Raw genomic sequence first — 10,532 nt, 5'->3', positions numbered from 1 at the left:
TGGTTTCCTGGCATGCTCTTGTCCCTATAAGCCTTTCGGCATCAGGTCAGCCATCGAACCCAGGAACCTCCCTCCAATTCCTCCCGGCTGGGCCGGGAATACGGCAGAGCGCCTCGTGGCGCACAAGGTCTCCTCGATCCGCCACCGTCGGCAGATCACCTCCACCAGCTGGGCGAGGGTGACATCTTCGGCCGACCAGCAGCGGAAGAAGGAGATCTCGCCGGTGTACCAGTGCCGGCGAGCGACCAGGACGCTGGTGCCGTCATCTCCGTGTCCGTTGGGGGTGTCGTCGGCCCGGACGTCGAGCCAGGCCCAGTCGTACTCGCGGGTGCCCTTCGTTCCGTGTCCGGTCTGCCTGCGCATCCACTGGTGCGGCAGCACCTTGTTGATCATCTGGCGGGCCTTCCACCTGCGGCCCGCTCCGTCCGTGACCGTGTATGTGTGGGACACGCCGACCGCGTCGCCGAGCCCGAACTCCCGCATTTCCCTGCGGAGCTCACGGCCCGAATACACATCGTCACCGGCGAACCAGCGTGCCCGGACGCCCAGCTCGAGCGCGTTTTTGACCATGGCGGCGGTCTGCTGCAGCTTCGTCGCGAACATGATCTCCTCCGGGACGCCGGCCGCCTCCCGGTGTTCCTCGTCCGCGGCCCAGTCCCTCGGCAGATACAGGGTGCGGTCGATCACCACCCGCACCGACTCGGTGACCGCGGCCAGATGCACGGCGACCCGGCACAGTCCGACGCCTTTGATCGCGCCGGAGTACTGGCGGCCGACGCAGTCGGTCGAGGACTTCGCGTCCCCGGTCTCGTCCGCGACCAGCACCACCTCCTGACCCGCGAGTTCATGGATGACCAGGCGGGCGATCTCCTCCCGGGCCCGGTCATGGTCGAACCTCGCCCGTGACAGCAGGTGCTGCAGCCGGTGCGGGCTGGATGCCCCAGCGCCTGAGCCGGCGTCCAGCAGTTCCGCGTGTCCACCTCCGTGAGCAGCCCGGTGATCATCTCCGCGGCCGTCGCACGTGTCTCACGCCGCGCGAAGCAGCCCGCGATCGCATCCATCGCCGCCCGGAACACCCGGTCCCAGGCGGCCTGGGCTATCGTGGCCTCCACGGCCATCTGGTCCTGAAACGTCGTCACAAACGTTCATGATCACGGTGGTCGTACCCATGCCCGCACCCGACCCCGCAAGCCGCCGACCAGCACAGACACCGGAACTACAGCTGCCGTGTCTGAACGGCACAGGGTGCCGGCGGTGATCTTTCCCGCCGGCGATGGGAGTGGTCGCCAAGGGGACGTCGGCCGGCGGAGCCGTGCGGCTCCTCCCCCCGGTACGCCCACGACCGCTCGGTGCCCATCGCACCGGGCCCGTCACCGTGAGGAGCCCCATGCGCCAAAGATCACGCTGCGTCGATGTCCGACCGGGGCCGGACCTCCACGATGAAGTCCGCCTCCCCCATGTCGCCTGCCTCGTCGTGCCAGAGGAAGACCCGCACGTGCATCGCGTGATGGAGGCCGCTCCTCTCCCACTCGGTCATCAGCTCGCCGACGATGCAGCCGAGGGCGTACCTGGCGCCCTCGGTCGAGTCGGGGGCGGTGATCGCGCCCTGCCACCGTTCGGGGTCGCCGCCATAGGGGCGCCAGCCCTCGGAGCCGTGCGGCTCGAACACCCGGTACACCCAGTCCGTCTCGGCGTTCATAACACCGATCCTGTCACCGGAAAGCCCCCTGCGCCGCATCGGATCCACCCACGCAGAGCGGCGGAAGAGCCCCGGCAAGTCGGCGGTGCCGCTTCCTGCCGGGGCTTTGGACGGCGGCGAGGTGATCAGCCGGGGCCGCCACCACGCCGGGGCCGCCGCTTCCGCCACCGGTGCAGCCGGTGCGGCCGAGCACAGCGCCGGGCGGGCCGCAGTCGTCCGGGGCGTTGGCGAACGCCCCGGACCCGATCAACCACACCGTGTCGGACTCGTTGCGGATGCCGCCGCCTCCGTCTCCGCCGGCGGCCGTGGCGGTGTTGTGGTCCACCGTGGAGCCGGTCAACGTGACACAGCATTTCCGGCGGAGTCGGGCCACGTCACCAACACGCTGCCGTGCTGCTCGCCGGTGAGGGTGAGGCGGGCGCCGGGCATCCTCCCCCACCCACGCCGAGAACCCGCGGCGGGCGGTCTCCTCGCCCCCCGGGGGCACTATGTCTGACCAGGCAATAGGTATCGAACAGCCCCCTCGAAGTGATCTCCGCGGGGGCTGTTGCGTGCCCCGGGGTGCCCACGGGGGACAGCGCGTCAGGCGGCCTTCTCGGCCACACCCGGGGGGACGGAAGGCCAGACAAGGCAGAGAGGGCGGCCGCCGTCGCCCTCCTGATCAGGCTCGGAGGGCCTGGGCGCCCGCGTCTTTGCCGGTGGGTCCTCGGGGAGCCGGGTACGGTCGGCCGGCGCCCATCGCCGGCTCCTCCGCCCTCCCGGCTCCCCCGCGACCCGGCGCGGCGTTCAGTACCGCTCGGTCTCCACGAAACCCGTGCTCGCGTCGTCGTCCGCGCCGAACGCGTCCGCCGCGGCGGTCGGATCGAATCCGGGCGGGGAGTCCTTCAGGGCCAGGCCCATCCCCGCCAGCTTCGCCTTGACCTCGTCGATGGACTTCGCACCGAAGTTGCGGATGTCCAGCAGGTCCGCCTCGGAGCGCGCACAGAACCCCGCGCCTCGCTTGACGGAAGACATAGAGGCACCCCCCACACCACACTGGAGACCGGCAAAGCCATCCAGCTCGAACCACGACAAACGCCACTTGCTCCGGCCCTGCCGCCTCTCGAAGAGGATGCGATGCCATTCGGGAGGACCGGGCCACTGGCTGTGCAGGACACTGGGAAAAGGCGATGACGGGAGCGGGTGTGTGGTCGCCGCGCGGTGTTCGATGGCGGGCGTTGCTGGTGGTGTCCGCGATCTTGGTGCTGCTCGGGTACGGCATCGGTGGGTACATGCTGCTGGGGTCCTCGCCCTCCTCTGCCGTCTACCTGACGATAATGACGCTGACCACCGAAGGGTCGTCGGCATCTGATCGGCTCTCCACAGGCGGCAAGCTGTTCACCGCCTCACTGGCCGTACTCGGCGTGGCGGTGTTCGTGGCCGCTCTGGGAGTGGTGGGTACCGCGCTGGTGGAGGGCAGGTTCGGTCCACGCGGAAGGATGCGACGCATGCAGCACCGGATCGACACACTCCGTGATCATTTCATCATCTGTGCGTACGGACGAGTGGGTCAGGCCGTGGCGCGCGAGTTCGAAGCCGACGGGATCCCCTTCGTGGTGATCGACAGCAAAGCGGAGTTGGAGGAGGTGATGCAGCGCGACAAGGTCGCCTACCTGATCGACAACGCCTCCTCCGAGCAGGCGCTGCGGCGGGCAGGGATCGACCGGGCCCGCGGGCTGGTGTGTGCGGTCGACTCGGACGCCGAGAACGTATACATCACCCTCACCGCTCGCGCACTCAACCCGGCGATCGCCATCGTCTCCCGCGCCTCCGAATCCGCTTCCGTCGACCGACTCGCCCGCGCCGGGGCCAGTAGCGTGGTGTCCCCGTACGTCAGCAGCGGCAGGAGGATGGCACTGCTCGCCGTACGGCCGCACATCGTCGACTTCCTGGAGTTCAGCCGGCCTGGTACCTCGGACTGCCGACTGGAGGAGATTCGCATCGCAGCCGACTCCCACCTGCTGGGCCGCCCCCTGCGGCAGGCATGCAAGGGAGTGCTGCCGCTGCTGGTGCGGCGCGCGGACGGCACGCTGCTTCCCCGCCCCGACCCGGACAGCGCCCTTCACCCGGGAGACACCTTGATTGTCTTCGGCGACCTGGGGGCTCTGCGTCCTCTCGAGGAATGAGCGGGGCCCGGCAGCCTGGTCCGTGGGCGCCCTGACCGGCGTGCGGTCCGCCGCGCCTTACTGAAGTGGGTTGCGGCCACGGCGACCACGGTGCCCAGTCCTCGGATGGTCACCGCACCGTCAGCCGGTGCCCGCACGAGGGCGGATCTGCGCGGCACTGCCCCGTGTGGGCGTCCGGCCGCCGACCACGTCGTGCAGGGTGGCGACATCGTCACGGGGAATCGTTGATCGACGGTGAGGTCCGGGCGAGGCGCCGTGATCTACTGCGGCAGAGCCTCTGCCTGAGCACTGCGACCTGTGGATGGGGTGTGCCGCCCCCGGTATTGAGGACGCGTTCTCTCCCGGCCGGCTGCGCCAGGGTTGCAACGCGTACCCGGGGTGGCGGGGTCACGAACGGCCAATGGGCTGGGTACGGCGACGCGCGGACGCCCCGGCCGCCGGCATGAGGACAGGGAAGCAACCGAGGGGGCGGTCCGTGAGCCTTTGAGTGCTTCCTGCTATCGCCTGTGAGCGTGGGTGGAATCCGCCGGTCCGCGAGCGGGGACCGGGTGCGGTGAACCCACGCAGGCAAGGAGCAGCGGGAAACCACCACGGTGCCGGATCGGCGTGCCCCTCCAAAACCGGCAGGCGTCCCAGGGGCGGGGCATGAGAAGGTGCGGTTCGACCCGGCAGAGGGGGAAGAATGGGGCTGACCTACGGCTACGACATTTATCTACGTCCCCGAAACGTCGCCAAGGCGCTGGCCGATCTGGCCGAGCTGGCGCCACCGGCCCCTCGCGTGCAGCCACTCGAGCTCACCCTGCCCGGCGGTGACCGGCTCGTCCTCCCGTTCACGTCCCACTTCAAGAGCGAGCCGGTCGACTGCTCCACGAGCAGCACGCTCGAGCTCGACACGTCCATCGTGTTCGACGTCGATGACGCACTGCGCGCGTACGCGGAGACGGGCGGCCCCGAACCCGAGGCGGACGGGCGCATCCAGGTCGGGTACATCTACGCGACGATCCGGTTCGAGTCCTTCCTGCACCCTGGTTACGCGTCGGTGGAGTGCTGGGCAGCGACGTCGGGGATGAGCCGCTTGTTCGCGCGGTCGACCAACATCAGGAAGGTGTTCACCGACCTCACCGCCGCCAACGGCGGAGTGTGCTGCCTGTTCGACACCGGCGACGGCGGCCCCGAGCAAGTGTGCTGGCTCAACGGTGAGACCACCCAGGAGATGGTCCCCGGTCCCCGCTTTCCGGATCGGCGAGCACTTGTGGCGACTTGGCCCGACCCCGAGAGGTGAGCACCGGTACCCCTTGACCAGCGCAACCCCGGACGGACCATCCGAGTGCGGTCTTCAGGGGGAGCCCGTGAAGCTGCCGGTGTCGGCTTCGGTGAGGATGCCGAGTTTGACCAGGCGTTTCAGCCTGGCTCGGGTGCCTTCGATGTTCTTCGGCAGCAGTTCGTGGTCGAGGGCTTGGCAGACTTCCTTGGCCCGCAGCGGTCGGGTCGCGTCGTTGAAGACGGCGAGGATGCGGGGGGTAGTCCGGGTGCTCGGGCAGGTCCGGTGGGCCGGCCGGGAGCAGGTCGGCAAGGCCGGTGACGGTTTTCCGGGTGATCACGAGATGCTCGAGGTGTGTCTCGGCCTCCCGCAGCCGGGTCTGCAGCCGGCCGATCTGCGTGCGGAGGTCATCGGCCTGAGCCCGGGCGGCCCCCTCGTGACGATCGCCACGGCGGTGCTCGGCTGTCCGGCCACCAGGCCGGGCAAGGGCACGGGACGGGCAGGGTCATCGGCGGCGGCGCCGGGCGGACAGAGCGGCGGTGAAGTCGTCCAGGGCCGCGAAGTTGTGGGCGCTGACGACGGCGTCGCAGTAGGGCAGTGCCGCAGCCATGCCGGCCACGAGCGGACGGTAGCGCGGGCTTGCCGTGCGCGGGTTGACCCATACGACGCGGTAGGCGACCCGGGACAGCCGTGCCATGTGGGTGGCGAGGTCGGCGGGCGCGCCGGTGTCCCAGCCGTCGGAGACGATGGTGACCACGGCGCCGTGTGCCATGCCGCGCCGGCCGAACCGCTCGTTGAACTCCGCCAGGCAGTCCGCCGGGTGCCCCCGGACCAGTCCGGAGCCGCCCGTCCGGCGCGTGCCAGGGCGTCCTCCGGCCCGCCCCGCCGGAGGACGGGCGTGAGGCGTGTGAGCCGGGTGGCGAAGGTGAAGACCTCGGCGCGGGTGGCGCGGGCGGCACAGTAGAGCAGTTGGAGCATCGCGCGGGCATAGGGCTCCATCGATCCGGAGATGTCGCAGAGCACGATGAGGTCGCGGGGACGGGCGCGGGGCGCGAAGCGGCACAGCCGCAGCGGGTATCCGCCGGTGCGCCGGCCGGCGGAGAGGGTGCGGCGCACGTCGATGCGCGCACCGTGGTGCGCTGTGCGGCGCCGGCGGGACGGCCGGGTCGGAGTGCGCAGCACGAGGGTGCGCAGCACGAGGGTGCGCAGCACGAGGGTGCGCAGCACGAGGGTGCGCATCACCTCGGAGAGCCGCGCCAGTTCCTCGGCGGACAGGTCCGCGAAGTCGCGGCCCGCGAGACGGTCGAGCGGACTGGCGGCGAGGGGCACGGGAGCCGTCCGCGGCTGTGCGTCGGCATCCCGGCCTCGTCCGTCCGCGGTGTCCCTCCGGGTGCCGGGGAGGCGGCCGGGAACGGTGGTCGGGAGCGATCGGGGCGGCTCGCCGGATTGCCCGCGCTGTGCCCCGCGGTCGGCCGCGCCGCCGAAGACCTCGCGGAAGACCCCGTCGAACAGCTCGATCTGCTCGGGGTCGGACACCAGGGTGGCGAGCGCGCAGTGCCGCAGCTCGCGCGTCGTCGACGGTGCCAGCAGGGTGAGCGCCCGAGCGAAGCTCCGGGTACGGTCGGGGCCCACCGCGATCCCCGCCTCGTGCAGGGCGGCGGTGAACGAGGCCGCCAGTTCAGGCAGGTCAGGCATCGAAGCGGGCCTCCGCGTCGACCAGCTCCGCCAGTCCGGCCCGGCGCACGGCCTGAAGGTCCTCGGCGTACTTGAGGACCGCCCCCAGGGTGAGGCCGGCGGCGTCGGCGTCGAGAACGGGGAGGCCCAGCGTGTGCAGCGCGCCCGCCCAGTCGATCGCCTCGGCGATGCCGGGCGGCTTGGTGAGTTCCTGGCGGGCACGCAGGCGCGCCACCCCGCGCGCCACGCGCTCGGCCAGCCACTCGGCCGACTCCGGTACCCGTCTGCGGATGATCGCGGCGACTCGTGCGGTGTCCGGGTAGTCGATGAAGTGGTAGAGGCAGCGGCGTTTGAGCGCGTCGTGCAGATCCCGGGTGCGGTTGGAGGTCAGTACCGCCACCGGCGGCACCACAGCCGTCCGGGTACCGAGTTCGGGGATGGTGACCGCGGCATCCGCGAGCAGTTCCAGCAGGAACGCCTCGAACTCGTCGTCGGCGCGGTCCACCTCGTCGATGAGCAGCACCGCCGGCCGCGGTCCCGGGTGGCGGATCGCGGCGAGCAGCGGCCGTGGCAGCAGGTAGTCCTCGGTGAACAGATCGGCGTCCCGCAGGGGCTCCCCGCGGGACTCGGCCAGCCGGATGGCCAGGAGTTGCCGCGGGTAGTTCCACTCGTAGAGGGCCTCGGCCACGGACAGTCCCTCGTAGCACTGCAGCCGGATCAGCGGGGTGTCGAGCAAGGCGGCGAGCGCGCGGGCCGCCTCGGTCTTGCCGACGCCGGGCTCGCCTTCCAGCAGGATCGGCTGCCGCATGCGCCCGGCCAGCAGCAGCGCCGTGACCAGGGCGTCGTCGGCCAGGTAGCCGACTGTGTCGAGACGCGAGCGCAGGGCGGGGACGTCGGGTACGAGGGGATCGAGGTCAGGCATGCGCGTAACGGGAGGGGTCGTCGGCGAAGGCGTGCCGGCACCCCGGCCCGCAGAAGTACACCCTGCGGCCGGCCCGGTCCAGTGAGAGGGTGTCGGGCGTGATCGCCACGGTCATGCCGCACACGGGATCCACGTCCTCGGCCACGGCCCGCGGCACGGCGGATCCGGCTCCGGGGCGCGCGGCTCGGGCCGCCTGCGGCCGCAGCGCGATGATCTCGGCGTACACCGACAGCGCGATCTCCGCCGGGGTCCGCGCGCCGATGTCCAGTCCGGCCGGGGTGTGCACGCGCGCGCGTTGTTCCTCGGTGAGATCCAGTGCGGTGAGCACCGCCGCGCCGCGCTTCGGGCTGGCCACGAGCCCGGTGTACGGGACCCCGGCGCGTGCGGCCTCGATCAGTACGCTCTCCTCGTCACGGCCGTGCGTGGCGATGACGACGACGTCCAGATCGGGCGGCAGCGGCTCCCCGGGCGAGGCCGGTCGGGCGTCGAGGCCGAGCACACGACCGACGTGGAGCAGAGCGCGGGCGATGGGGGCCTGCCCGTAGACGTACGCCAGCGCCGGCGGGAGGTTGGCCTCCAAGAAGATGTCGAGCGTCCCGCCCGACAGGCAGGGATTGGCCACCGTGACCAGGCCTTCGACAGGCTCCTGCGGGCCTTCGGTGCCGGTGCCCGCGCCGGGCGTGATTCTCAGCAGCAGTGACTCGCCGGTCTGCAGCACGCGCAGGCCCTGCAGCTGCACCGTCGTCTCGGCGCAGCTGCCGCCCACGAAGCCCTCGACGGTGCCGTCGGGCAGCACCAGTGCGCTGTCCCCGGGCTTGGCGCTCGTGGGCCGTTGCGCGTGGACGACGGTGGCCAGGACGAACGGGGTACGGCCGTGCCGGAGCGCGTCCGCTCGGGTCAGCAGTTCGGTGTTCGTCATCACGGGGCCTTCAGGTGATGGCCAGGTCGGTGCGCAGCGGCCGGCCCTGGGCGGCCCGCCACACCGCGGCGGGCGTCAGCGGCATGTCGACATGGCGTACGCCGAGCGGCTTCAGCGCGTCGACCACGGCGTTGACCACCGCGGCGGGCGAGCCCACCGTGGCGAACTCGCCGATGCCCTTGGCTCCGAGGGGGTGGTGCGGGGAGGGGGTGACGGTCTCGCCCAGCTCCCACGAGGGGCATTCGACCGAGGTGGGCAGGAGGTAGTCCATGAACGACCCGCCGAGGCAGTTGCCGTCCTCGTCGAAGGCGATCACCTGCATGAGCGCCATGCCGAGGCCGTCGGCGAGTCCGCCGTGCACCTGACCCTCTACGATCATGGGGTTCATGGGGGCGAACTGGTCAGCGAGCCACTGTTCCGCACCCAGCTGGTCGTGGTGATCGGCGCCGGGTCGCCGCGGCCGCCCGGTCCGCCGCCGCAGTGGTCGTGGCTGGTCGACTCCTCCGGGACCGATCCGGACGCGGACTCCGGGCGGCTGCTACATCGGCTCGGGGTGGCCGAAGGACACGTGTGGGTGTTCCCCAACCAGGCCGCGACCTGGGCGGCTGCCGCCGAGGGCGCGGGGGTGGCACCGGCGTTGGCCCATCTGGTGTCGCCCCGCGTCCGGTGTGACGAGCTGCGCGTATTGGAGACCCCGGCCACGCCGTCGGACGCCACATGGCACGCCACCGTCCTGCAACCCGGGCATCGTTCCCCGGCCACCGACGCGTTCCTGCGCTTCCTGCACACGCCCGCAGCGACCCGCATCATGCGCGCACCCGGCGCGGGCGTCCCGCCCTCCCGATCCCGGCCCCCGGTGTACGTCACGCTCTGGGGCGCGTGAGAGAGCAGGCTCTCCTGTGGGCTTTCCTCAGCGCGCGCCTGTCGTCGCGGTGCTGTAGGCGTACAGGGCGACGACGCCGACCACACAGGCGAGGATCGTCCAGGAGGCGAGGATCCTCCGTTTTCCTTTCCGTCCGGGCCGTTTCGGTTTCTCGGACCGCTTGGTCCGGCCGGGAGCCGCCGGGGCGGGCGGTGCGGCGTCGGCGGCGGTCTCGGCGAGCAGGCGGCGGCAGGCCGTGGCGAGCTCGCCGGTGTCGGCACAGAGCGGTACGACCGTCTCCGAACGCGCCGGAGCGGTGGTGCCGCCGTCGAGGATACGGCCCGCACGGAGCAGGATTTCGTCCCTGCGACCCGAGGGGGCGAGACTGATCCAGCGCTGCACGTGCTCTCCCCGGATGACCACACCCCCGGCCCGGTCCCGGTACACGGTGTGCCGACGCCAGAGCATGTCCGCCAACTGCACCGCGGTTTCTCTCAGTTGGGCGCTCAAGCCCCATCCTCCCAGAGCCGTACGATGAATCGAACGGGAATCGTACTCCAGCGTCTCCCGTTTCGCTCGGGGCGGCCCAGGGCGGGGTGATGCGGTCCGTGGAGGCACGGAACCACGGAGCGGCGCCGGGGCCGCGTCGGACCGGCAGGGCCCGGTCGGTGCACTCCTCCCGTACCGAGCGCATGAACCCCTCCGCGTGGGGATCGCAGTCAGGGCTGCGTGGGGGGATCTTGGCCACGGTGACGCCCTCACTGGCGAAGACCTCGTCGAAGGCGGCGGTGAACCTCGCATCCCGGTCCCGGATGAGAGGGGTGAACTCCGCGGCACGGCCGCCGAGTTGCTCAAGCGACTGGCGAGCCTGCCGAGTGGCCCACGTGGCGGACGACAACGTCGGTCTCCGAGACCACAACCGGGTCTTGAAGACCGACGTCACGCAGGCCCCGAATCAACCGACAGCGCCGGAGGACCGGGGGTCGTCTCGCCACGCAGGCCCGGTGGGCGGTGGCGCGGCGGGGCGGCT

General features: G+C 71.3%; 11 protein-coding genes and 3 pseudogenes. 3 read left to right on the top strand and 11 right to left on the bottom strand.

Annotated features, from left to right (window positions below):
- Nucleotides 1-126: 126 nt before the first annotated feature.
- From C1I97_RS22755 to C1I97_RS22735, 4 genes and pseudogenes are all read right to left on the bottom strand, one after another.
- Nucleotides 127-1,139: pseudogene (locus tag C1I97_RS22755) on the bottom strand (IS701 family transposase); the annotation flags it as partial.
- Nucleotides 1,140-1,399: 260 nt separating this feature from the next.
- Nucleotides 1,400-1,699, bottom strand: a complete 300-nt coding sequence (locus tag C1I97_RS22745) for a hypothetical protein (RefSeq protein WP_111005045.1) — start codon at nucleotides 1,697-1,699, stop codon at nucleotides 1,400-1,402.
- A gap of 13 nt (nucleotides 1,700-1,712) precedes the next feature.
- Nucleotides 1,713-2,039, bottom strand: a complete 327-nt coding sequence (locus C1I97_RS22740; RefSeq protein WP_111005044.1) for a hypothetical protein — start codon at nucleotides 2,037-2,039, stop codon at nucleotides 1,713-1,715.
- A 446-nt stretch (nucleotides 2,040-2,485) separates the two neighbouring features.
- A pseudogene (locus C1I97_RS22735) lies at nucleotides 2,486-2,680 on the bottom strand (DNA-directed RNA polymerase subunit alpha C-terminal domain-containing protein); the annotation flags it as partial.
- Nucleotides 2,681-2,868: 188 nt separating this feature from the next.
- Between C1I97_RS22735 and C1I97_RS22730 the strand changes: the two are divergent.
- Complete coding sequence (locus C1I97_RS22730; protein WP_111005043.1) at nucleotides 2,869-3,864, top strand: potassium channel family protein; 996 nt, start codon at nucleotides 2,869-2,871, stop codon at nucleotides 3,862-3,864.
- A 682-nt stretch (nucleotides 3,865-4,546) separates the two neighbouring features.
- Entirely contained in the window at nucleotides 4,547-5,146 is a 600-nt protein-coding gene (locus C1I97_RS22725) for a hypothetical protein (protein WP_111005042.1), read from the top strand.
- Between the two features lie 54 nt (nucleotides 5,147-5,200).
- On the opposite strand, the gene C1I97_RS22720 is transcribed toward C1I97_RS22725, so the two are convergent.
- The 6 genes and pseudogenes from C1I97_RS22720 to C1I97_RS22700 form a co-directional block, all read right to left on the bottom strand.
- Nucleotides 5,201-5,437, bottom strand: coding sequence for a hypothetical protein (locus C1I97_RS22720; RefSeq protein ID WP_258382696.1), 237 nt, complete (start codon nucleotides 5,435-5,437; stop codon nucleotides 5,201-5,203).
- Nucleotides 5,438-5,630: 193 nt separating this feature from the next.
- On the bottom strand, nucleotides 5,631-5,933 hold the full coding sequence (locus C1I97_RS42745; RefSeq protein ID WP_369008366.1) for a VWA domain-containing protein: 303 nt from the start codon (nucleotides 5,931-5,933) through the stop codon (nucleotides 5,631-5,633).
- A 20-nt stretch (nucleotides 5,934-5,953) separates the two neighbouring features.
- A pseudogene (locus C1I97_RS42740) lies at nucleotides 5,954-6,364 on the bottom strand (VWA domain-containing protein); the annotation flags it as partial.
- A gap of 448 nt (nucleotides 6,365-6,812) precedes the next feature.
- Entirely contained in the window at nucleotides 6,813-7,721 is a 909-nt protein-coding gene (locus tag C1I97_RS22710) for an AAA family ATPase (protein ID WP_111005041.1), read from the bottom strand.
- Nucleotides 7,714-8,640, bottom strand: a complete 927-nt coding sequence (locus tag C1I97_RS22705) for an XdhC family protein (protein ID WP_111005040.1) — start codon at nucleotides 8,638-8,640, stop codon at nucleotides 7,714-7,716. Before C1I97_RS22705 ends, C1I97_RS22710 begins: the two co-directional genes overlap by 8 nt.
- Before the next feature lie 10 nt (nucleotides 8,641-8,650).
- The gene (locus C1I97_RS22700; RefSeq protein ID WP_258382694.1) at nucleotides 8,651-9,019 is read right to left on the bottom strand and encodes a molybdopterin cofactor-binding domain-containing protein; all 369 of its coding nucleotides are present in this window, start codon (nucleotides 9,017-9,019) and stop codon (nucleotides 8,651-8,653) included.
- Between C1I97_RS22700 and C1I97_RS22695 the strand changes: the two genes are divergently transcribed.
- Entirely contained in the window at nucleotides 8,996-9,523 is a 528-nt protein-coding gene (locus C1I97_RS22695) for a LysR substrate-binding domain-containing protein (RefSeq protein ID WP_181446864.1), read from the top strand. The genes C1I97_RS22700 and C1I97_RS22695 overlap by 24 nt on opposite strands.
- A 27-nt stretch (nucleotides 9,524-9,550) precedes the next feature.
- Here the strand turns inward: C1I97_RS22695 and C1I97_RS22690 are convergent, their stop codons facing one another.
- Nucleotides 9,551-9,970 (bottom strand): hypothetical protein, encoded by a 420-nt coding sequence (locus C1I97_RS22690; protein WP_111005048.1) that lies wholly within the window; start codon nucleotides 9,968-9,970, stop codon nucleotides 9,551-9,553.
- Between the last annotated feature and the right edge of the window lie 562 nt (nucleotides 9,971-10,532).

Origin of the sequence: Streptomyces sp. NTH33, from assembly GCF_003236365.1 — a bacterium.
Taxonomy (GTDB): domain Bacteria; phylum Actinomycetota; class Actinomycetes; order Streptomycetales; family Streptomycetaceae; genus Streptomyces.
This window is presented reverse-complemented; position numbering and strand designations above follow the sequence as displayed.

Excerpts from the sequence above, each read along its gene's own strand:
- C1I97_RS22745 (WP_111005045.1), bottom strand. The coding sequence starts at position 1,699 with ATGAACGCCGAGACGGACTGGGTGTACCGGGTGTTCGAGCCGCACGGC.
- C1I97_RS22730 (WP_111005043.1), top strand. The coding sequence starts at position 2,869 with ATGACGGGAGCGGGTGTGTGGTCGCCGCGCGGTGTTCGATGGCGGGCG.
- C1I97_RS22725 (WP_111005042.1), top strand. The coding sequence starts at position 4,547 with ATGGGGCTGACCTACGGCTACGACATTTATCTACGTCCCCGAAACGTC.
- C1I97_RS22710 (WP_111005041.1), bottom strand. The coding sequence starts at position 7,721 with ATGCCTGACCTCGATCCCCTCGTACCCGACGTCCCCGCCCTGCGCTCG.
- C1I97_RS22705 (WP_111005040.1), bottom strand. The coding sequence starts at position 8,640 with ATGACGAACACCGAACTGCTGACCCGAGCGGACGCGCTCCGGCACGGC.
- C1I97_RS22700 (WP_258382694.1), bottom strand. The coding sequence starts at position 9,019 with ATGATCGTAGAGGGTCAGGTGCACGGCGGACTCGCCGACGGCCTCGGC.
- C1I97_RS22690 (WP_111005048.1), bottom strand. The coding sequence starts at position 9,970 with ATGCTCTGGCGTCGGCACACCGTGTACCGGGACCGGGCCGGGGGTGTG.